At 74.5% G+C, this 24,621-nt stretch carries 5 protein-coding genes; 4 read left to right on the forward strand and 1 reads right to left on the reverse strand.

What is annotated here, in order from left to right:
• The first annotated feature begins 54 nt into the window (after window positions 1–54).
• Window positions 55–531, forward strand: coding sequence for a hypothetical protein (locus ACIPJI_RS14685; RefSeq protein WP_402246504.1), 477 nt, complete (start codon window positions 55–57; stop codon window positions 529–531).
• A 107-nt stretch (window positions 532–638) separates the two neighbouring features.
• Here the strand turns inward: ACIPJI_RS14685 and ACIPJI_RS14690 are convergent, their stop codons facing one another.
• Window positions 639–1,154, reverse strand: a complete 516-nt coding sequence (locus ACIPJI_RS14690; RefSeq protein ID WP_307711048.1) for a hemerythrin domain-containing protein — start codon at window positions 1,152–1,154, stop codon at window positions 639–641.
• Window positions 1,155–1,428: 274 nt separating this feature from the next.
• Between ACIPJI_RS14690 and ACIPJI_RS14695 the strand changes: the two genes are divergently transcribed.
• The 3 genes from ACIPJI_RS14695 (at window position 1,429) to ACIPJI_RS14705 (ending at window position 24,618) form a co-directional block, all read left to right on the forward strand.
• Window positions 1,429–2,184: a DNA-binding response regulator gene (locus tag ACIPJI_RS14695; RefSeq protein ID WP_402246506.1), complete on the forward strand. Its 756-nt coding sequence runs from the start codon at window positions 1,429–1,431 to the stop codon at window positions 2,182–2,184.
• A 109-nt stretch (window positions 2,185–2,293) separates the two neighbouring features.
• The gene (locus ACIPJI_RS14700) at window positions 2,294–10,075 is read left to right on the forward strand and encodes an amino acid adenylation domain-containing protein (RefSeq protein WP_402246508.1); all 7,782 of its coding nucleotides are present in this window, start codon (window positions 2,294–2,296) and stop codon (window positions 10,073–10,075) included.
• Window positions 10,072–24,618 (forward strand): amino acid adenylation domain-containing protein, encoded by a 14,547-nt coding sequence (locus tag ACIPJI_RS14705; RefSeq protein WP_402246511.1) that lies wholly within the window; start codon window positions 10,072–10,074, stop codon window positions 24,616–24,618. Before ACIPJI_RS14700 ends, ACIPJI_RS14705 begins: the two co-directional genes overlap by 4 nt.
• Window positions 24,619–24,621 lie beyond the last annotated feature (3 nt).

Below are 24,621 nucleotides of genomic sequence, written 5' to 3' on the forward strand. Positions count from 1 at the left end.
GCAGCATGCTTGAGCGCCGACTTGCTGCGAGGATCTACTGCATGGACGCCTCAGGTGCACTTCCACAACAAGGGTCGTGGCGCTGACATATGCAAGCCTGGGCATCGCGTCAGACATTTCACAGAACTCTTTGCAGCGGGCAAGCACCGTAAAGAGATAGAGGTTTCCCTCTCCCAGGGCACCACTCTTGGCATTTCCTCGCAACTGGGCTGTATCGTTCTGGTTTCGACCACTTGTCGCACGGCGTTTTTCGACATGAGCCCGCTCGGGCGATCCGCCGCCAGGACAGGAGTCTTTCCCTTTACCTCGCTGGAGCGCGTGAGACTGCTGCGCGAGCACGGCATCATCATCGGCCACCACCCGGCCCTCGATCTTGAAGCATCGACCGCCTCACCGACCGCCGCGAGGTCGCGGAGATGCGGACCGCGATGGCCTATGAGCCCGCCGGCGCCGACCGCTCCCGTGCACTTTGCAGAAAACCCGCTGCATCTGGCGGTGACCGACAGGGCCGGCGACAACGCCAGTGCCTGAGCCTCGAAGGACCGGGACGCGCCCCCGCACCCCGGCGTCAGGGACAAGGCCCGACGGCGGCCGCGCGGGCCGGAATCCCGCAGGTGCCCGGCCGGGCGGCGCCCGTCTCAGTCCTGCCCGGACACGTCCTGGATGACGTCCTGGAGGACGACGCCGCCCGGCAGCGCGGACAGGTCGTTCAGGGCCGCGACGATCTTCTTCTCCTCGTAGACGAAATGGGACTCCAACAGGGCCGCCAGACCGTCCAGTTCCTTGCGCACCTCCTGTGCGGGCAGCGCGCCCTCACCCGTGCCCAGGCCCCCCAGCAGCTCCTCGATCCGGCGCAGGATGTCCGCCACCGTGTGGTGGTCGTTCTCCAACTCCTCCAGCACCGGACGCAGTTCCGGGAACTGCTCCGCCAGCGCGGGGAAGGCCGAGTCGTCCTCCTCGGTGTGGTGGCGGCGCACCGCGGAGCAGAACGTCAGACAGTGCGCCCGCAGCTCCCGTGGCCGTTCACCGCCCTCCAGGAAGGCGTCGACGTCGTCGGCCAGCCGCGCCAGTTCCTCGCGCAGCCACAGATGGACCGCGATCAACTGGTTGCCGAATGCCGCGAGCCGGTCGCTGTGACCGGTGAATGTTCCCATTGCTCGTCCCATGCCCTCGTCGTGAAGCGCGATACCACCACCGCCCGCCCGGCCCGGTCAACCAGGGCCCCGCCTGCCGGCCCGGCGCCTCGAGCGGCCCTTGGGCCGGCCTCGAGCGGTGTCTGCCGACCCACGGCCTGCACCGCGCGAGGACTCCTGCTCCGGAACAGCTCAGCGCCCTCTCGAAGCCGGCTGGAGAAGCCCGGGCCGCCCCGCCCCCGGCGGATAGCGTGATCGTGCTTGACGACCACAAGTGCGGCACAGGGGGCGGGTCATGACGGATGCAGGAACCGGCCTCGGCCGGACGGCGCCCGCGCACGGCGGCAAGGGCTCCGTGCTGCGCATGCTGCCCGGCGGGGCGACCGCCGCCCCGGGCGTGCGGCTGTTCCTCGTCGGCGGCGACGCGCTCGCCCGGGCCGGCATCCGCTCCCTGCTCGACGGGCAGGGCGGCATCAGCGTCATAGGGGAGGACGAGCCGGGTCCGCGGGCCCTGGCCGCGCTGCGGGCCCAGGCGCCCGACGTGCTCGTCGTCCACGGGCTGCGCGAGGCGCACGAGGCCGACGCGCTGCTGCGCGAGATCGACCCCGGCATACGGGTGCTGACGGTCGGCGGGGCCGAGCCCCAGGCCCGGACCGCGGCCGTCCTGCACGGCCATCTGCCCCACTCCACCACCTCACAGCAGCTGGCTGCCGCCGTCTCACTGGCCGCCGCCGGCTACTCACTGACCCGCGGCCCGCTGCCCCCCACCGCCCCGGCACCCGCCGCCGTCTCCGCCGCCACGCCGGAGAAGGCCGCACCCCGGCCCCGGGCCACCGCCACCGTCTCCGACGTGCCGCCCGAGCAGCTCACCGGCCGCGAGTGCCAGATCCTCGACCTGGTGGCCCGCGGACTGTCCAACACCGAGATCGCCCAGTCGCTGACGCTGTCCGAACACACCGTCAAGACCCATGTGCAGAACCTGCTGAACAAACTGCGGCTGCGCAACCGCGTGCATGTGGCCATCTACGCCTTCGAGACCGGGCTGCGCTGACGCCCACGCCGGCACATCAGGAGCGGGTCAGCGCCCCGTCAACCCCTCCCGCGAGGCTGAGCGGGATTCTCGCCGCCCAGCCGCGGACGGCCCGGACCTTGGGGGAAGAGTGCCCGTTCCCGACGACGCGCGTCTGCCGCTGACGGCGGCCCAGCTCGGCATCTGGTTCGCGCAGGCGCGGGACCCGCACAGTCCCGTCTTCAACACCGGCGAATACGTCGAACTCACCGGCGCCCTCGACGCCGACCGCTTCGAGGCGGCGCTGCGCGCCACCGTCGCCCGCACCGACGCCCTGCGGCTGCGCTTCCACACCGACGCCGAGGGGACCGTCACCCAGTCCGTCGCCGACGACGTCCCCTTCACCCTGCACCGCGTCGACGTCAGCGCCGAGGACGACCCCGCGGCCGCCGCCGACGCCTGGATGCGCGACGTCGTCGCCCGGCCCCTCGACGTGACCTGCGGCGGGCCCCTGTTCACCCAGGCGCTGTTCACCCTCGGGCCCGGCCGCCACCGCTGGTTCCAGCACGTGCACCACCTGCTCCTCGACGGGTACGGCTTCCGCCTCGTCGCCGAACGCGTCGCCGCCGCCTACCGCGGCGAAACCGAAGCCGGTACCGACGAGGGGGGCATACGGGACCTGCTGGAGGCCGAGGCCGCCTGGCGCGCCTCCGACGCCTACGCGAAGGACCGCGCCCACTGGCTCGCCGCCCCCCGCCACGCACCCGTCACCCTCGCCGGCACCACCGCCCCCGCCGCGCCGGGCGCGCTGCGCCGCACCGCCTTCGCCGGACGCGACGTGCTCGCCGGACTCGACGCCGTGGCCCGCGCCGCGGAGACCGGCCGCCAGGTCGCCTTCCCGGCCGCCGTCGCCGCCTACGTCCAGTGGCTGACGGGGGAGCGGACCATCACCCTCGGCATGCCGGTCACCGCACGCCGCACAGCTGCCGCCCGCCGCGCGCCCGGCACCGTCGCCAACGTGCCCGCACTGCACGTCGAACCGCGCCCCGCCGCCCCGCTCGCCGAACTGGTCGCCTCCGTGCGCGACGCCCTGGAGCCGTTGCTGCGCCACCAGCGCTACCCCTACGAGGAGGCGCGCCGCGAGCTCGGCGCGGTCGGCGAGCGGGCCTACGGACCCGTCGTCAACGTCATGCCCTACGGGCGCGCCCTGGACTTCGGCGGCCCGGCGGCGTCCGCGCACCCGGTGTCGACCGGGCCCGTGGAGGACCTGAAGTTCTCCGTGTACGAGGAGCCCGACGGCTCCGGCGCACGGATCGACCTCGAGGCCAACGCCGCCGTGTACGGCGAGAGCGAGACCGACGCCCATCTGGCGCGCTTCCTCCGCTTCCTGGGCGCCTTCGCCCAGGCGGGCCCGGACACGCCGCTCGGCCGGATCCACGCCGAGACCCCCACCGCCCCCGCGCCCGCTGCCGCTGCGCCCGCCACCGGCGGCCCCGCGCTGCACACCCTCTTCGCCGCCCGCGCCGCGGCCACCCCCCACGCCGTGGCCGTCAGCCACGACGGCGATCACCTCACCTACGCGCAGCTCGACGCCCGCGCCAACCGCCTCGCCCACCGGCTCGTCGAGCAGGGCGCGGGCCCCGAGCGGCTCGTCGCCCTCACCCTGCCGCGCTCCCTCGACCTGGTCGTCGCCCTGCTCGCCGTCCTCAAGTCCGGTGCCGCCTACCTGCCGCTCGACCCCGACTACCCGGCCGACCGCCTGGCCTGGATGCTCGAGGACGCGGCCCCCGTCCTCGTCCTCGACCCACAGGCGATGACCGAGGACCTCGCCGGCTACCCGGACACCGCCCCGCGCACCGCCGTGGACGGCGCCCACCCCGCCTACGTCATCTACACCTCCGGCTCCACCGGCCGCCCCAAGGGCGTCGTGATCCCGCACAGCAACGTGGTGCGCCTGTTCACCTCCACCGACCACTGGTTCGGCTTCGGTCCCGACGACGTGTGGACCCTCTTCCACTCCTACGCCTTCGACTTCTCCGTCTGGGAGATCTGGGGCGCCCTGCTGCACGGCGGCCGGCTCGTCGTCGTCCCGTACCACGTCAGCCGATCGCCCGGCGACTTCCTCGACCTGCTGGCCCGCGAGAAGGTCACCGTCCTCAACCAGACACCGACCGCCTTCCACCAGCTCGACGCCGCCGACCGGGCCCGCACCAACGCCCCCGAACTGGCCCTCAGGTACGTCGTGTTCGGCGGCGAGGCCCTCGATGTGGCCCGCCTCGCCGACTGGTACGCCCGCCGCGGCACGGCCACCCGCCTGGTCAACATGTACGGCATCACCGAGACCACCGTGCACGTCACGTACGCGCCCCTCGGCCCCGGCCACGCCGTCCCCGGCGCCCCCTCCCTGCTCGGCGGGCCCATCCCCGACCTCACCCCTCGCGTCCTGGACGCCGCCCTGCGGCCCGTGCCGCCCGGCTTCACCGGCGAGCTGTACGTCGCCGGGGCGGGCCTGGCCCGCGGCTACCTGGGCCGGCCCGCGCTGACCGCGCAGCGGTTCACCGCCGACCCGTACGGGGCGCCCGGCACCCGCATGTACCGCACCGGCGACCTGGTGCGCCACCTCGACGACGGCACCTTCGCCTACCTGGGGCGCGGCGACGACCAGGTCAAGATCCGCGGCTTCCGCATCGAACTCGGCGAGATCGAGAACGTGCTCGCCACCCACCCCGGTGTCGCCCAGGCCGCCGTCGTCGTCCGCGAGGACCGGCCCGGCGACCGGCGGCTGGCCGCCTACGCCGTCCCCGCCGACGGCGTCGAGCCCGACGTGGCCGGCTGGCGCGGCCTGCTGGCCGGGCAACTGCCCGCCCACAGCCTGCCCGCCTCCTTCACGGTCCTGGACGCGCTGCCGCTGACCGCCAACGGCAAACTCGACCGGGCGGCCCTGCCCGTACCCCACACACCCGCCCCCGAGGCAGCCGAAGAGGCGACCGAGGCCGCCGACCCCGGCGAGGCGGCCCTGCGCCGTATCTTCGCCGACTCCCTCGGCACCGGGCAGGTGGGCGCGGACAGCGACTTCTTCACCCTCGGCGGCCACTCGCTGCTCGCCGGGCGCCTCATCGCTGCCGTACGCGACACCCTCGGCGCCGAGATCACCATCCAGGACCTCTTCGAGGCCCCCACCCCGGCCGGCCTCGCCGCCCGGGTGCGCACCGCCGCCACCGGCCGCCCGCCGCTCGTGCCCAGGGACCACGGCGACGGCCCCCGCCCCACCTCCTACGCCCAGCACCGCATGTGGGTGCTGCGCGAGGTCGAGGGCGCCGCACCCACCTACAACATGCCGCTCGCGCTGCGCCTGTCGGGCACGTTGAACCGCACCGCGCTGCGCGCCGCCCTGTACGACGTCGTCGTCCGGCACGAGAGCCTGCGCACCGTCTACCCGCGCGGCGAGCACGGCGTCACCCCCAGGCTGCTGCCGCCCGAGCAGGCCCGCCCCTGGGTCATCGAGTCCCGCGTCGACGACGAGCAGCTCCCGGCCGCCCTGACGGCCGCCGCCCGCGAACCGTTCAACCTCGACTGCCAACTGCCGATACGGGCCCACCTGTTCACCCTGCCCGGCGGGGACAGCGTGCTGCTGCTGCTGATGCACCACGTCGCCGGCGACGGCTGGTCACTGCGCCCCCTGCTCGGCGACCTGTCCACCGCCTACGCCGCCCGGCTCGCCGCCCGCGCCCCCGACTTCCCACCGCTGCCCGTCAGCTACGCCGACTTCGCCGTGTGGCAGCGTGAACTCCTCGGCGACGAGCGCGACCCCGACAGCCTCGCCGCCCGCCAGCTCGCCCACTGGGAGAGCACCCTGGCCGGCCTGCCCGACCAGCTCGAGCTGCCCGCCGACTTCCCCCGCCCGCCCGTCGCCGAACACCGCGGCGGCTCCGTGCCGCTCGCCGTACCGCCCGAGCTGCACGCCCGGCTGGACACGTTCGCCCGCGCCCACGGCGCGACCTGCCACATGGTGCTGCAGGCCGCTCTCGCCGCCCTGCTCACCCGCCTCGGGGCCGGCACCGACATCCCCATCGGCTGCCCCACCGCCTCCCGCCCCGACAGCGCCCTCGACGACCTGGTGGGCTTCTTCGTCAACCCGGTCGTGCTGCGCGCCGACACCTCCGGCGATCCCACCTTCACCGAACTGCTGGCCCGGGTGCGCGCCACGGCGCTGGCCGCCTACGCCCACCAGGACGTGCCCTTCGACCGGGTCGTCGAACGCCTCCAGCCCGAGCGGTCCGCCGCCCGCCACCCCCTGTTCCAAGTGGTGCTCTCCTATCAGGACTTCGAGGCACGGGCACACCTGAAGGGCCTGGACGTGCGGCGCGAGGACGTCGACTTCGGCGTCGCCAAGTTCGACCTCACCTTCAACCTCGTCGAACACCGCGGCGACGGCGAGGAGTTCGCCGGCATCGACGGCGACCTCGAGTACGACACCGCCCTGTACGAGCGGGCCACGGCCGAGGCCCTCACCGGCCGGCTGCTGCGGCTCCTCGACGCCGTCGTCACCGACCCGCAGGCGCCGGTTCACTCCCACGACCTCCTCGAAGAGGCCGAACACGCCCGCCTGGCCGCCTTCAACGACACCGCCCGGCCCGTGCCGCGGGCCGGCCTCGCCGAACTCTTCGCCGCCCAGGCCCGCCGCACCCCCGAAGCGGTCGCCGTCGTCGGCGACGACGGCACCGAACTGACCTACGCCGAACTCGACGCCCGCTCCGGCGCCCTCGCCCGCCGCCTCGCCGCCGCCGGCGCCGGCCGAGAGTCGGCCGTCGCCGTCCTCCAGCAGCGCTCGGTGCACCTGGTCGTGTCGCTGCTCGCCGTCCTCAAGGCGGGCGGCTTCTACGTGCCGCTCAACACCCGCTACCCGGCCTCCCGGATGCGCCTGATCACCGCCGACGTCCAGGCCCGGGTCCTGCTCACCGACCGGGACACCGACACCGCGTACGACTGCCGCTCCTGGGCGGGCGACGCCGACGTCCTCGTCGTCGACGAACTGCCCACCGGCGGCGAGCCGCTGCCCGTGGTGCCGGCGCACCCGCACCAGCTCGCCTACGTGATGTACACCTCCGGCTCCACCGGCAACCCCAAGGGCGTCGCCATCACCCACGGCGACGTCGCCGCCCTGGCCGCCGACACCTGCTGGCGCACCGGCAACCAGCAGCGGGTCCTGCTGCACTCCCCGTACTCGTTCGACACCTCCCAGTACGAACTGTGGGTGCCGCTGCTGTCCGGGGGGACGGTCGTCGTCGCCCCGCCCGGCGACCTGGACACCCGCGCCCTCGAGCGGGCGATCGTCGACGGCGGCGTCACCGGCATGTGGCTCACCTCCGGCCTGTTCAACCTGCTCGCGGAGGAGAGCCCGCACTGCTTCACCGGCGTGCGGGAGGTGTGGACCGGCGGCGACGTCGTCTCCCCGGCCGCCGTCGCCCGGGTGCTGGCCGCCTCCCCCTCGACCATGGTCGCCGACGGCTACGGCCCCACCGAGACCACCACCTTCGCCACCCACCACTTCATGCGCGCACCGTGGCAGCAGGAGACCACCGTCCCCATCGGCACCCCCCTGGACAACACCACCTGCCACGTCCTGGACGACCGGCTGAGGCCCGTGCCGCCCGGCGTCACGGGCGAGCTGTACATCGGCGGCGCCGGCCTCGCCCGCGGCTACCTGGGCCGGCCGGACGCCACCGCCGAACGGTTCGTCGCCGACCCCTACGCCCCCGGCGAGCGCATGTACCGCACCGGCGACCTGGTGCGCCTGCGGCGCGACGGCGTCCTCACCTTCCTCGGCCGCGCCGACCACCAGGTCAAGGTCCGCGGCTTCCGCATCGAACTCGGCGAGATCGAGTCCGTCCTCGGCGCCCACCCCGGCGTCGCGCAGAGCGCCGTCCTCGTGCGCGAGGACCGGCCCGGCGACAAACGCCTCGTCGCCTATGTCGTCCCCGCGCCCGGCGCCACCGCCGACCCTGCCGTGCTGCGCCGGCACGTCGCCGCCGCGCTGCCCGACTACATGGTGCCCGCCGCGTTCGTCCCCCTGGACGCGCTGCCGCTGACCGGCAACGGCAAACTCGACCGCCGCGCCCTGCCCGTCCCCGACTTCGGCGCCGCCGACAGCGCCGGCCGCGCCCCGCGCACCCCCCGCGAGGAACTCCTCGCCGTGCTGTTCGCCGAGGTCCTCGGCATCGAGAAGGTCTCCATCGACGACAGCTTCTTCGACCGCGGCGGCGACAGCATCATGGTCATCCAGCTCGTCGGCCGCGCCCGGCGCGCCGGACTGCTGCTCAACGCGGCGCAGATCTTCGAGCACAAGACCGTCGCCCAGCTCGCCCCCGTCGCCGAGACGCTCGCCGACACCGCCCCGAAGGAGTCCGCCGCCGTCGCCGCGACCGGCGACGTGCCGCTCACCCCGATCATGCACTGGCTGCGTGAACGCGGCGGCCCCGTCGACGCGTTCAGCCAGACGATGGCCGTCACCGTCCCGGCCGGCCTGGAGACGGCACGGCTCGTGGCCGCCCTGCAGAGACTGATCGACCACCACGACGCACTGCGCGCCGTGTTCTCGCGCGACGGCGACGGCGACGGCGACGGCGGCTGGACGATGCGCATCGAGGCACCCGGCACCGTACGCGCCGAGGACTGGGTGCGCCGCGTGGACGCCGCCGGCCTCGACGAGCAGGCCCTCGCCGCCCTGACCACGGCCGAGGCCACGGCCGCCCGCGACCGTCTCGCGCCCTTCGCCGGCCGCGGCGGGCAGGCCGTCTGGCTCGACACCGGCCCGGACCGCCCCGGCCGTCTGCTGCTGACCCTGCACCACCTGATCGTCGACGGCGTCTCCTGGCGCATCCTGCTCCCCGACCTGAAGGCGGCCTGGGAAGCCACCGCGCCCGGCGCCGCGGCGCCCGCCCTGCCGCCCGTCACCACCTCCTTCCGGGCCTGGGCCCACCACCTGCACCAGCAGGCCGGACGCCCCGAGCGGGCCGCCGAACTGGCCCTGTGGACGGGGATGCTCGCGGCCGGCAGCCCGCCGGTGACCGCGCAGCCGCTCGACAGCCGGCTCGACACCGCCGCCACCGCCCGCAGCCTCACCCTCACCCTCGAGTCCACCACCACCGCCGCGCTGCTGACCACCGCGCCCGCCGCGTTCAACGGCCGCGTCGACGACATCCTGCTCACCGCGTTCGCGCTCGCCGTCACCGACTGGCGACGGCGCCGCGGACTGGGCGACAGCGACGCCGTCCTGACCGACGTCGAAGGACACGGCCGCGAACCGGGCACCAGCGGCGCCGAACTCTCCCGCACCGTCGGCTGGTTCACCAGCCTCTACCCGGTCCGTCTCGCCCTCGGCGCCCTCGACGGCGCCGACGCCCTCGCCGGCGGGCCCGCCGCGGGAACAGCCGTCAAACGCATCAAGGAAGCACTGCGGCAGATCCCCGACGGCGGAATCGGCCACGGCATGCTGCGCCACCTGGACCCCCGCACCGGCCGCAGCCTCGCCGCGCTCGCCCCGCACGGCACCCCGCCGCTCGGCTTCAACTACCTGGGCCGCTTCCCCGCCCAGGGCGCCGACAGCCTGTGGGCCGCCGCCCCCGACGCCGAGGCCATCGGCGACGGCACCGACCCCCGCCTGCCGCTCGCCCACGCCGTCGAGGTCAACGCCCTCACCCTCGACGAGCCCGCCGGGCCCCGCCTGACGGCCACCTGGACCTTCGCCGGCCGCCTCCTCGACGAGCCGGCCGTGCGAGACCTGGGCGAAACCTGGTTCCGCGCCCTGAACGCACTCGTCACTCATGCCGAACGCCCGGAGGCGGGCGGCATCACCCCCTCCGACCTGTCCCTGGTCCAACTCAGCCAGGACCAGATCGACCAGCTCGAAGCCGCGTGGAAGGTGTCACCATGACCCGGTCCGGACTCGCCGACGTCCTGCCCCTGTCCCCGCTCCAGGAAGGTCTCCTCTTCCAGGTCACCTACGGTGCCGAGACCCACGGCCCGGACGTCTACACCGTCCAGATGGTCTTCGAGCTGCGCGGCCCCCTCGACGAGGACGGCCTGCGGGCCGCCGCCGCGACCCTGCTGCGCCGCCACCCCAACCTGCGCGCCGGGTTCTGGCAGCAGGGCGTCGAACGGCCCGTCCAGTTCGTACCGAACGAGGTGCCGCTGCCCTGGCGCACCCGCGATCTCACAGCACTGGGCGAGAGCGACCGTGAACGGGCCGTCGAGGAGTACGTCACGGCCGACCGTGCCGAACGCTTCGACCCCGGCGCCCCGCCGCTGATCCGCTTCGCCCTGCTCGCCCTCGCCGCCGAGCACCACAAACTCGTCCTGACCACCCACCACCTGCTCCTCGACGGCTGGTCCATGCCGCTGCTGGTACGCGAACTGTTCACCCTCTACGGGCAGCGCGGCGACGACGCGGGCATGCCCCCCGTCACCCCCTACCGCGCCTACCTGGCCCACCTCGCCGGCCGTGACGACGACGCCGCCCGCGCCGCGTGGCGGGCCGCCCTCGAGGACCTGGAGGAGCCGAGCCTCGTCGCGGGCGCCGGAGCCGGCCGCGGCGCCGCCGACGGCTCCGCCCTGCCCGGCCAGATCTGGCACGAGATCGACGCCGCGACCACCACGAAGCTCACCGCCCTCGCCCGCTCGTGCAACATCACCCTCAACACCCTGGTGCAGAGCGCCTGGGCACTGCTGCTGGGCCGGCAACTGGGCCGCGACGACGTCGTGTTCGGCGCGACCGTCGCCCACCGCCCGCCGGAGATCCCCGGCATCGAGTCGACCATCGGCATGTTCATCAACACCCTGCCGGTCCGCGTCCGCGTCCGGCCCGCCGAGACACTCGGCGACCTGCTCGGCCGGGTGCAGCGGGAACAGGCCGCCCTCATCGAGCACCGGCACCTGTCCCTCACCGAGATCCGCTCCGCCACCGGCACCGGTGAGCTCTTCGACACCGTCGTCGTGTTCGAGAACTACCCCCTCGACCCGGCCGTCCTGCGCGCCGAGGCCCGCGGACTGCGCCTTGCGGGCTTCGAGGTCGCCGACGCCACCCACTACCCGCTGAGCCTGCTCGCCATCCCCGGCGACACCCTCCGCTTCCGCCTCGACCACCGGGGCGACGTCCTGGACGAGGCAGGCGCCCGGCTGCTGCTCCAGCGCCTGGACACGCTCCTCGCCGACATCGCCGAACACGGCGTCGGCCTGCCCGTCGGCCGCCTCGACCTGCTGTCCGCCGCCGAACGCCACCAGGTCCTCGAGGAGTTCAACACCACCGGCCGGCCCGCCCGGCACAGCACACTCGCCGCCCTCTTCGAGGCACAGGCCGCCGCCACCCCCGACACCACCGCCCTCCTCGTGGGGGACCGGTCACTGACCTACGCCGAACTCAACGCACGCGCCAACCGGCTCGCCCGCCACCTGGTCACCCTCGGCGCCGGACCCGAACAGATCGTCGCCCTCAAGCTCGAGCGCTCCCTCGACCTGTACGTGGCGCTGCTCGCCGTCCTCAAGACCGGCGCCGCCTACCTGCCCGTCGACACCGCCTACCCGGCCGAGCGCATCGCGTTCATGATGGCCGACGCCCGCCCCGCCGTGGTCCTCACCAGCGAGGAGACCGGCCAGGACCTCAGCGGCTACGACGACACGGACCTCACCGACGCCGACCGCACCGCGCCCCTGCTGCCCGCCCACCCCGCGTACGTCATCTACACCTCCGGCTCCACCGGCACCCCCAAGGCCGTCGTCATGCCCGGCGCCGCCCTGGTCAACCTCCTGGCCTGGCACCGGCGCGAAATACCCGGCGAACCGGGCACCCCCGTCGCCCAGTTCACCACCATCGGCTTCGACGTCGCCTCCCAGGAGATCCTCGCCACCCTGCTGCACGGCAAGACCCTCGCCGTCCCGTCGGAGGAGGTGCGCCGCAGCGCCGAACAGCTGGCCGCCTGGCTCGACGAACAGCACGTCAGCGAGCTGTACGCGCCGAACCTCGTCATCGAGGCCCTCGCGGAGGCCGCCGCGGAGGCGGGCCGCACCCTGCCCGCCCTGCGCCACATCGCCCAGGCCGGCGAGGCCCTCACCCTCACCCGCACCGTGCGCGAGTTCGCCGCCGCCGTGCCCGGCCGGCGCCTGCACAACCACTACGGGCCCGCAGAGACCCATGTGATGACCGGCACCGCCCTGCCCGAGGACCCGGCCGCCTGGAGCGAACCCGCCCCCATCGGCCGACCCGTCGCCGGCGCCCGCGTCTACGTCCTGGACAGCGCACTGCGCCCGGTGGCGCCGGGCGTCACCGGAGAGCTGTACCTGGCCGGCGCCGGCGTCTCCCGCGGCTACCTGCACCGCCCCGTGCTGACCGCCGAGCGCTTCGTCGCCGACCCCTACGCCCCCGAGCCCGGCGCCCGCATGTACCGCACCGGCGACCTCGGCCGCTGGAACACCCACGGCGAACTGGAGTTCGCCGGCCGCGCCGACCACCAGGTCAAGATCCGCGGCTTCCGCATCGAACCCGGCGAGATCGAGGCAGCCCTCACCGCCCTGCCCGCCGTCGCCCGCGCAGCCGTCGTCGTCCGCGAGGACCGGCCCGGCGACAAACGCCTCGTCGCCTACGCCGTCCCCGCCGGCCCCGGCCTCGATGCGGCCGCCGTGCGCAGCCGGCTGGCCCGCACCCTGCCCGACTTCATGGTGCCCGCCGCGATCGTCGCCCTGGACGCCCTGCCGCTGACCCCCAACGGCAAACTCGACCGGGCCGCCCTGCCCGCACCGCAGAGCACCACCGCCCTCACGCGCACCCCGCGTTCACCGCGCGAGGAGATCCTCACCACCCTCTTCGCCGCCGTGCTGAAGCTGCCCCGGGTCGGCATCGACGACAACTTCTTCGACCTCGGCGGCCACTCGCTGCTCGCCACCCGACTCATCTCCCGCATCCGCACCGTCCTGGGCGCCGAGATCACCCTGCGCGACCTGTTCGAGGCGCCCACCGTCGCCGGACTGGGGGAGCGGCTCGACCAGGCGTCCGGCGCCCGCCCCGCCCTCACCCCCGCCGAGCGCCCCGAGCGGCTCCCGCTGTCGCACGCCCAGCGCCGCCTGTGGTTCCTCGGCCGCCTCGACGGACCCAACAGCACCTACAACATCCCCCTCGCGCTGCGCCTGTCCGGCACCCTCGACACCGCCGCGCTGCGCGCCGCGCTCGCCGACCTCGTGACCCGCCACGAAACCCTGCGCACCCGCTACCCCAGCCACGACGGCGAGCCCTACCAGCACATCGTGGCGCCCCAGGACGCCACACCCGCCCTGACGATCGTCCACACCGAGGAGCACCGCCTCGCCGAGCAGCTCGCCGAGGCCACCGCACGGCCCTACGACCTGACCACCGAACTGCCGCTGCGCGCCACCTTGTTCCGCCTCGGCGAGGACGAGCACGTCCTGCTCCTGCTGCTGCACCACATCGCCGGCGACGGCTGGTCGCTCGCCCCGCTCACCCGCGACCTCGCCACCGCCTACGCCGCCCGCCGCGACGGCCACGCCCCCGGCTTCGCGCCGCTGCCCGTCCAGTACGCCGACTACACCCTGTGGCAGCGCGACCTCCTCGGCGACGCCGACGACCCCGACAGCCTGCAGGGCGCCCAGCTCGCCCACTGGCGCAAGGCCCTCGAGGGCCGCCCCGCACAGCTGGAACTGCCCTGCGACCACCCCCGGCCCGCCGTCGCCACCCACCACGGCGCCACCGTTCCCTTCCACATCGACGCCGGCCTCCACGAGAAGCTGACCGCGCTCGCCAAGGCCTGCGACAGCAGCCTGTTCATGGTGCTCCAGGCCGCGTTCGCCGCCCTGCTGACCCGACACGGCGCAGGCGAGGACATCCCCGTCGGCAGCCCCGTCGCCGGCCGCACCGACGACGCCCTCGACGACCTGGTGGGCTTCTTCGTCAACACCCTCGTCCTGCGCACCGACACCTCCGGCGACCCCACCTTCCGCGAACTCGTCGGACGGGTACGACAGTTCGACCTCGCCGCCTACACGCACCAGGACCTGCCGTTCGAAAAGCTCGTCGAAGAGGTCAACCCCGAGCGCTCCCTGGCCCGCAACCCGCTCTTCCAGGTCGTCCTGGCACTGCAGTCGATGCCCGCCGCCGACCTGGCCCTGCCGGGCCTGGACGTGACCGCCGAACCGGTCCGCGTCGGCTTCGCCAAGTTCGACCTCGGCCTCGCCGTCATCGAGGAGCACACCGCCGACGGCACCCGCGCCGGGATCCGCGGCGACTGGGAGTACAGCACCGAACTCTTCGAACGCGGCACGGTCGAAGCCCTCGGCAGCCGCCTGGTGCGCCTGCTGGACGCCGTCGCCGACGACCCGGAGCGCACCATCGGCTCCGTCGACCTGCTGGACGCCGCCGAGCGCCACCGTCTCCTCGTCGGCCTCAACACCACCGACGGCCCGCTGCCCGAAGAGCGCACCCTCACCGCCCTGTTCGAACAGCAGGCCGCCGCCACCCCCGACGCCACCGCCCTGGTCATGGGGGACCGGTCACTGACCTACGCCGAACTCGACGCCCGCGCCAACCGGCTCGCCCGCCACCTCGTCACCCTCGGCGCCGGCCCGGAGCAGATCGTCGCCCTCCAACTGCCCCGCTCCCTCGACCTGGTCACCGCCGTCCTCGCCGTGTGGAAGTCCGGCGCCGCCTACCTGCCCGTCGACCCCGACTACCCGCCCGAGCGCATCGCCCGCATGCGCGCCGACGCCCGCCCCGCCCTCGTCGTCGACGCCCTGCCCGACGACACCACCCTGGCGGCCTACGCGGACACCGGCCTCACCGACGCCGACCGCAGCGCGCCGCTGCTGCCCGCCCACCCGGCGTACGTCATCTACACCTCCGGCTCCACCGGAGCGCCCAAGGGCGTCGTCGTCGCCCACCGCTCACTCGCCACGACCCTCCCCGCCCAGGCCGCCGCCTTCGGCCTGGGCACCCACAGCCGCGTCCTGAACTTCGCGTCCATCAGCTTCGACGCCGCCGTGTGGGAACTGACCTCCGCGCTGCTCACCGGCGCCGGACTCGTCCTGGCCGACGCCGACGACCTGCTGCCCGGCCCGTCGCTGGCCCGCCTCGTCCGCGACCGGCACATCACCCTGATCGCCCTGCCGCCCTCCGCCCTGCCCGCCCTGCCCGACGGCGCCCTGCCGCCCGGCACCGACCTCATCGTCGCCGGCGACGCCACCGCCCCCGACCAGGCCGCCCGCTTCGCACCCGGCCGCCGCATGGTCAACGCCTACGGCCTGACCGAGACCACCGTGTGCGCCACCATGAGCGCCCCTGCCACCGGCGCCGCCGCCCCACCCATCGGCCGCCCCGTCGCCCACGCCCGCGTCTACGTCCTCGACGAGCGGCTGCGCCCCGTACCGCCCGGCGTCACCGGCGAGATGTACGTCTCCGGCGCCGGCGTCGCCCGCGGCTACCTGAACCGCCCCGCCCTGACGGCGCAGCGCTTCGTGCCCGACCCCTACGCCCTGCTGTTCGGCGAGACCGGCACCCGCATGTACCGCACCGGCGACCTGGCACGCCTGGACGCCGACGGCAACCTGCACTTCGCCGGCCGCGCCGACCAGCAGGTCAAGATCCGCGGCTTCCGCATCGAACCCGGCGAGATCGAGACCGTCCTGACCTCCCACCCGGCCGTCGCCGCCGGCGCCGTGATCGCCCGCGAGGACACCCCCGGCGACAAACAGCTCGTCGCCTACCTGACCCGCGACACCACCCACCGCGCCGCAGCGGACCAGGACCACGGCACCGGCCAGGTCGACCGGTGGCAGCAGACCTACGACTCCCTCTACGAGGCCGAGCCCGGCCGCGCCTTCGGCGAGGACTTCTCCGGCTGGAACAGCAGCTACACCGCCGAGGAGATCCCCCTCACGGAGATGCGCGAGTGGCGCGCCGCCACCGTCGACCGCATCCTGGCGCTGCGCCCCCGGCGGGTCCTGGAGATCGGCTGCGGCACCGGCCTGATCCTGTCCCAGGTCGCCCCGCACACCGAGGAGTACCGGGGCACCGACCTCTCCCGCAGCGTCGTCGCCCGGCTCAGGGCCCACCTCGCCACGCGCCCCGACCTGTCGGACAAGGTCACCGTGGACGCCCGCGCGGCACACGAGACGGACGACCTGCCCGAGGGCCGCTTCGACACGATCGTCCTCAACTCCGTCGCCCAGTACTTCCCCGACGCCCGCTACCTCGCCGGCATCCTGCACCGGGCCGCCGAACTGCTGGCCCCCGGCGGCACGATCTTCCTCGGCGACATCCGCAACCTGCGCACCCTGCACGCCTTCCGCACCGCCGTCGAACTGCGCCGCGCCGGCGCCTTCGCCGACCCCGCGGCCGTGCGCCGCGCCGTCGACCAGTCACTGGCCACGGAGAAGGAACTCCTGCTCGACCCGGACTTCTTCACCGACCTCGCCGCCCGCGACCCGCACCTGACCCGCGCCGACATCACCCTGCGCACGGCCGCCCACCACAACGAGATGAGCCGCCACCGCTACGACGTCACCCTGCACCGCGGCGGCGAGCGCCCCGCCACGGCGGAGACCACCCTGCGCTGGGGCACCGACCTCGACACCGCCGACGAACTCGCCCGCGTCCTCGCCGGCCCGCGCCCCGTGCGCGTCACCGGCATCCCCAACGCCCGCCTCACCGCGGAGACACGCGCCGCACAGGCACTCGAGCGCGGGTCCGCGGCCGACGCCTGCGCCCTGCTGGAAGGCCCCGCACCGGCCGGCGCCCTCGACCCCCACGACGTGTACGCGCTGGGCGCCGTGTGCACCTGGGGCCATGACGACGACACCTTCGACGCCTACGCCGGCGACGGCACCGCCTACCGCCCCCGCACCGGCCGGCAAGGACCGCTCGCCAACGACCCGGCCCGCGCCGAGCAGGACGCCGCCCTCGTCGGCGAACTGCGCGACCTCGTCGCCCAGCGGCTGCCCGCCCACATGGCGCCCGCCGCCTACGTCCTGCTCGACAGCCTGCCGCTGAGCGCCAACGGCAAACTCGACCGCGACGCGCTGCCCGCCCCCGACCGCGGCGACGAGGCCGCAGGACAAGCGCCCCGCACCCGCCGCGAGGAGATCCTGTCCACCCTGTTCGCCGAGGTGCTGGGCCTGCCCGCGGTCGGCATCGACCGCAGCTTCTTCGACCTCGGCGGCCACTCGCTGCTCGCGACCCGGCTGCTGAGCCGCATCCGCAGCGTCCTGGGCGCCGAACTCGCCGTCCGCGACCTGTTCCAGGCGCCGACCGTCGCCGCGCTCGCCGAACGCGTCGACGGCGCCCAGGAGGCCCGCCCGCCGCTCACCGCCCGCACCCGCCCCGCCGAGGTGCCGCTGTCCTTCGCCCAGTACCGGCTGTGGTTCCTGCACCGCATGGAGGGCCCCGGCCCCACCTACAACATCCCCATGAGCCTGCGCCTGACCGGGCACCTCGACACCGCCGCCCTGCGCGCCGCGCTCGCCGACGTCACCGCCCGCCACGAAGCGCTGCGCACCGTCTACCCGGAAACCGGCGGCGTCCCGCGCCAGCACGTCCTGCACGACGTCCGCCCCCACTTCGAGACCGCCGACACCACCGCGCAGACCCTCGAGGCGGACCTCACGCACGCCGCCCGCCGCGGCTTCGACCTCGCCCGTGAACTGCCGCTGCGCGCCACCTTGTTCCGCCTCGCCGAGGACGAGCACGTCCTGCTGCTGCTGATGCACCACATCGCCGGCGACGGCTGGTCCTGGCCGCCGCTCGCCCGCGACCTCGGCGAGGCGTACGCCGCCCGCCTGGCCGGCCGCGCCCCCGACCTGCCGCCGCTGCCCGTCCAGTACGCCGACTACGCGCTGTGGCAGCGCGACCTCCTCGGCGACGAGGACGACCCCACCAGCCGCCACGCCCGCCAGCTGGCCTACTGGGCCGACGCCCTCGCCGCCCTCCCCGAGGAACTGCAACTGCCCTGCGACCGGCCCCGGCCCGCCGTCGCCACCCACCGCGGCGACACCGTGCCGTTCTCGATCGACCCCGATTTGCACCAGCGGCTCAACGCGCTCGCCACCGACGGCCGGGCCAGCCTCTTCATGGTGCTCCAGGCCGCGTTCGCCGCCCTGCTGACCCGGCACGGCGCAGGCACCGACATCCCCCTCGGCAGCCCCATCGCCGGCCGCACCGACGACGCCCTCGAGGACCTGGTGGGCTTCTTCGTCAACACCCTCGTCCTGCGCACCGACACCTCCGGCGACCCCACCTTCCGCGAACTCCTCCAGCGCGTACGCGAGTCGGACCTCGCCGCCTACGCCCACCAGGACGTCCCCTTCGAGAAGCTCGTCGAGAAGCTGCGCCCAGAACGCTCCCTGGCCCGCCACCCCCTCTTCCAGGTCATGCTCGCCTTCCAGAACAGCGGCGAGGCCCGCCTCGCCCTGCCCGGCCTCGACGCCCGGGCCCTGCCCGTCGGCGTCGGCGTCGCCAAGTTCGACCTGCACCTGAGCATGGTCGAACTCCGCGCCGGCGACGGCCGGCCCGGCGGCATCCAGGCCGCCCTGGAATACGCCACCGACCTGTTCGACCGCACCACCGCCCAGGCGCTCGTCGACCGGCTGCTGCGGCTCCTGGCCGCCGTCGCCGACGACCCCGACACCACCGTCGGCCGCGTCGAACTCCTCGACCCCGCCGAACGCCACCGCGTCCTTCAGGACTGGAACACCACCCACGGCAGCGACAGCGCCGCCCGCACACCCGTCACCGAACTCCTCGAACGCCAGGCGGCCCGCACCCCCGACGCCGTGGCGCTGGTCCACGACGACGGCCGGCTCACCTACGCCGAACTCCACGCCCGCGCCAACCGGCTCGCCCGCCACCTCGTCACCCTCGGCGCCGGACCCGAGCGGATCGTCGCCCTGCGCATGCCGCGCTCCCTCGACCTGTACGTGGCGCTGCTCGCCGTCCTCAAGACCGGCGCCGCCTACCTGCCCGTCGACATCTCCTACCCGGCCGAGCGCATCGCGTTCATGATCGACGACGCCCGCCCGGTGACCGTCCTCGACCGCCTGCCCGACGACCTGAGCACCTACCAGGACACCGCCCTCACCGACGCCGACCGCACCGCGCCGCTGCTGCCCGCACACCCGGCGTACGTCATCCACACCTCCGGATCCACCGGCACCCCCAAGGCCGTCGTCATGCCCCACGCCGGCCTGGCCAACCTGCTGACCTGGCACGCCCGCCGCTTCCCCGGCGGCACCGGGGTGCGCACCGCCCAGTTCACCGCCATCGGCTTCGACTTCTCGGTGCAGGAGATCCTCTCCCCGCTCATGACGGGCAAGACCCTCGCCGTCCCCTCCGAAGAGGTCCGCCGCAGCGCCGAACTGCTGGCCGCCTGGCTCGAGACACAGCAGATCAACGAACTGTTCGCACCGAACCTCGTCATCGAGGCCCTCGCGCAGGCCGCCGCGGAAGCCGGCCGCACCCTGCCGGACCTCACCGACATCCTCCAGGGCGGCGAGGCCCTCGCCCCCACCGAACGGGTCCGCGCCTTCACCGCCGCCGTACCCGGCCGGCGCCTGCACAACGTGTACGGCCCCGCCGAGACCCACGCCGTCACCACCCACACCCTGGCCGCCGACCCCGCGCACTGGCCCCCCTCCGCACCCATCGGCCGGCCCGTCGACCACGACCGCGTGTACGTCCTGGACAACGCACTGCGCCCGGTGCCGCCGGGCGTCACCGGAGAGCTGTACCTGGCCGGCGCCGGCGTCGCCCGCGGCTACCTGCACCGCCCGCGCACCACCGCGGAACGCTTCGTCGCCGACCCCTACGCCCCCGAGCCCGGCGCCCGCATGTACCGCACCGGTGACCTCGGCCGCTGGAACACCCGCGGAGAGCTGGAGTTCGCCGGCCGCGCCGACCACCAGGTCAAGATCCGCGGCTTCCGCGTGGAGCCCGGCGAGGTCGAGGCCGCCCTCACCGCCCACCCCCACATCACCCAGGCCGCGGTCCTCCCGCACGCCGACCGCCTCGTCGCCTACGTGGTCACCGCCACGGACCGCGACCTGGCCGGCGTACGCGAGCACCTGGCAGCCCGCCTGCCCGACTTCATGGTCCCCACCGCCTACGTCACCCTCGAGGCGCTGCCGCTCACCGTGAACGGCAAACTCGACCGGGCGGCCCTGCCCGCACCGGACGCCCCCGCCGCCGGACGCGCCCCGCGCACCGCACGCGAGGAGATCCTGTGCGGCCTGTTCGCCGAGGTGCTGGGCACCGAACGGGCCGGCATCGACGACAACTTCTTCGACCTCGGCGGCCACTCGCTGCTCGCCACCCGACTCATCTCCCGCATCCGCACCGCCCTGGGCGCCGAGATCACCCTGCGCGACCTGTTCGAGGCGCCCACCGTCGCCGGGCTGGGGGAGCGGCTCGGGGAAGCCGCGGGACACCGCCCCGCCCTCACCCCCGCCGAGCGCCCCGAGCGGCTCCCGCTGTCCTACGCCCAGCGCCGCCTGTGGTTCCTCGGCCGCCTCACCGGCGGCGATCCCGGCTACAACATGCCCGTCGGACTGCGCCTGTCCGGCGCCCTCGACCACAGCGCCCTGACCGCCGCGCTCGCCGACCTCGCCACCCGCCACGAAACCCTGCGCACCGTCTTCCCCGAAGGCGACGACGGCAGCCCTCACCAGCTCGTCCTCGACCCCGACGCCGCCCGTCCCGCGCTGCACCTGCGGGACACCACGGAAGGCGACCTCGCCGCCGAACTGGCCGCCGCAGCCCGCCACCGTTTCGACCTCACCGCCGAACCGCCGCTGCGCGCCACCTTGTTCCGCCTCGGCGAGGACGAGCACGTCCTGCTGCTGCTGCTGCACCACATCGCCGGCGACGGCTGGTCACTGGCCCCCCTCGCCCGCGACCTGGTCACCGCCTACGCCGCCCGCCGGGACGGCCGCGCCCCCGAACTGCCCCCGCTGCCCGTCCAGTACGCCGACTACACCCTGTGGCAGCACGACCTCCTCGGCGACGAGAGGGACCCCGACAGCGTCATCAGCCGGCAGAGCGCCCACTGGAAGGACGCCCTCGCCGGCCTGCCCGAGGAGATCCAGCTCCCCGCCGACCGGCCCCGGCCCGCCACCCCCGCCCACCGCGGCGAAGCCGTCTTCCGCACCCTCGACGCCGACCTGCACCGCGAGCTGCTGCACCTCGCCCGCACCGGCGGCGCCAGCCTCTTCATGGTGCTCCAGGCCGCCCTCAGCGCCGTGCTCACCCGGCACGGCGCAGGCACCGACATCCCCCTCGGCAGCCCCATCGCCGGCCGCACCGACGACGCCCTCGACGACCTGGTGGGCTTCTTCGTCAACACCCTCGTCCTGCGCACCGACACCTCCGGCAACCCCACCTTCCGCGAACTCCTCGACCGCGTACGCGAGTTCGACCTCGCCGCCTACGCCCACCAGGACGTCCCCTTCGAGAAGCTCGTCGAGGACGCGGCACCCGGCCGCTCCCTGTCCCGGCACCCGCTCTTCCAGGTCCTGCTGGCCCTGCAGAACACCCCGGAAGCCGTCCTCGAACTGCCCGGCCTCACCGCCCGCCCCGAAGTCGTCACCCTCGGCGCCGCCAAGTTCGACCTCACCTTCAACCTGGCCGAACGGCACGGCCCCGGCGGCGAACCGCACGGCATCGACGCCGTCCTCGAATACAGCACCGACCTGTTCGACCGGGCCACCGCCGAAGCACTCACCGACCGGCTCATCACCTTCCTGCGGGCCGTCGCCGCCGACCCCGGCCGCACCATCGCCGACGTGCCGATCCTCGACGCCGACGACCGGCAGCGCGTCCTCACCGGCTGGAACGACACCGACCACCCCCGCGGCCGGCGCACCGCCGACGCCTGCCTGCCCCGCCGCATCGCCGAACAGGCCGCCCGCACCCCGCACGCCGTCGCCGTCACCGAAGCCGGCGGCACCTGGCTCACCTACAGCGAACTCGACACCCGCGCCAACCGGCTGGCCCGCCACCTGATCCGCCGGGGCGTCACCGCCGAGACCCGCGTCGCCGTCCTCGCCGAACGCTCCGCCCAGCTCGTCGTCACCACCCTCGCGATCCTCAAGGCCGGCGGCGTGTACGTGCCCCTGCACACCGGCTATCCCGTCGACCGGATGCGGCACGTCCTCGCCGACACCGAAGCGGCCCTGCTGCTCACCGACTCCCACCACGCCGCCACCGCGGCCCGGCTGGACACACCCGCCCTCACCGTCGACGAGTCCGCCGCGATCGGCGAGCAGGACACCACCGCCCCGGACGTCACCGTGCGGCCCGACCAGCTCGCCTACATCATGTTCACCTCCGGCTCGACCGGCACCCCCAAGGGCATCGGCATCACCCACCGCGACGCCATCGCCCTGGCCGTCGACCGCTGCTGGGACCTGGACAGCGGCTCACGCGTCCTGATGCACTCCCCGTACGCCTTCGACATCTCCACCTTCGAGCTGTTCGCCCCCCTGCTGGCCGGCGGGCGGATCGTCGTCGCACCCCGCGGCGGCATCGACGCGGCCGTCCTGCGGCGCACCCTCGCCGACCACGGAGTCACCTCGCTGCTGCTGACCGCCGGCCTGCTCGGCGTGATCGCCGACGAGGCCCCGGAGGTGTTCACCGGCGTCAAGGACGTGTGGACCGGCGGCGACGTCGTCCCGCCCACCGCCGTGCGCCGGATCCTCGAAGCCTGCCCCGACACCGTCGTCAAGACCCTCTACGGGCCCACGGAGACCACCCTGGGCTGCACCTGGCTGCCGTTCACCGACCCCGGCCAGGTCCCGCCCGCCGTCCCCATCGGCCGGCCGCTGGACAACACCCGCGCCTACGTCCTCGACGAACGGCTGCGGCCCGTACCGCCCGGCGTCACCGGCGAGCTGTACATCGCCGGCGCCGGCCTCGCCCGCGGCTACTGGGCCCAGAGCGCCCGCACCGCGGAACGCTTCACCGCCGACCCGCACGCCCACCTGTTCGGCGACACCGGCGGCCGCATGTACCGCACCGGCGACCTGGCCCGCCGCGACGCCGACGGCGTCCTCCACTTCTGCGGCCGCGCCGACCAGCAGGTCAAGATCCGCGGCTTCCGCATCGAACCGGGCGAGATCGAGACCGCGCTGGCCGCCCACCCCGACGTCACCCGCGCCGCCGTCGTCGCCCGCCCCGGCCGGGCCGGCGACAAGGTCCTCGTCGCCTACCTCGTCACCGCCCCCGACGCGGGGGACACCACCGCGGAACAGCTGCGCGCCGGCCTCGAGACCCAACTGCCCGACTACATGGTCCCCGCCGCGTTCGTCCCGCTGCCCGCCCTGCCCGTCACCCCCAACGGCAAGCTCGACCGCGACGCACTGCCCGAACCCGACTGGGGCGGCGGCGCCGGACGCCCGCCCCGCGGCCCCCGCGAGGAGATCCTGTGCGGCCTGTTCGCCGAGGTCCTCGGCGCCCCCAGGGTCGGCACCGACGACAACTTCTTCGAACTCGGCGGCCACTCCATGCTCGCCACCCGCCTCGTCGGCCGCGTCAAGACCGTCCTCGGCGCCGACATCGGCGTACGCACCCTCTTCGAGGCGCCGACCGTCGCCGCCCTCGCCGCCCGCATCGACGGCGCCGACACCGGCCACGACCCGTTCGGCGTGGTCCTGCCGCTGCGCACCGGCGGCAGCCGCACCCCCCGGTTCTGCGTCCACCCCGCCGGCGGCTTCGGCTGGGTCTACTCCGCACTGCTGCGCCACACCGACCGCGAACAGCCCCTGTACGCCCTGCAGGCACGCGGCCTGGCCCGCCAGGAGCCACTGCCCGACGACATCGACGCCATGGCCCGCGACTACGCCGAACAGATCCGCAAAACGGTGCCCGAGGGCCCCTACGAGATCCTCGGCTGGTCCTTCGGCGGCCTGGTCGCCCACGCCGTCGCCGCCCGCCTGCAGGCCGAGGGCGCCGAAGTGAGCCTGCTGGCCGTCCTCGACGGCTACCCCGACGCCTACGACGGCACCGAACACGAGGTCGGCGAGGAACAGGTCCTGGCGATCCTCCTCAACGCCGCCGGCATCGACCGGGCCGAGACCTTCGGCGCCGCCCCCCTCGAACGGGCCGCCGTCCTCGACGCGCTGCGCGGCAGCGGCAGCGCCCTGGGCAACCTCGACGACGACGCGGTCGGCCGCATGGTCACCGTCTTCCTCAACAACACGCGCCTCATCCAGAACTTCCGGCCCCAGCAGTTCACCGGCGACATGGTGTTCTTCGCCGCCGCCGCCGGCCACCACGACCCGGCGCTCACCCCCGGCAACTGGAGCCCCTACGTCACCGGCCGGATCGAGGAGCACCACCTGGACACCGACCACGCCGGCCTGGCCCGGCCCGAGGCCCTGGGCGCCGTCGCCCGGACGCTGGCACAGCGCGCCACGCCGCGGGCCGGCCACTGAACG

The sequence above is a fragment of the Streptomyces sp. NPDC086835 genome, from assembly GCF_044745705.1.
Classification (GTDB): domain Bacteria; phylum Actinomycetota; class Actinomycetes; order Streptomycetales; family Streptomycetaceae; genus Streptomyces.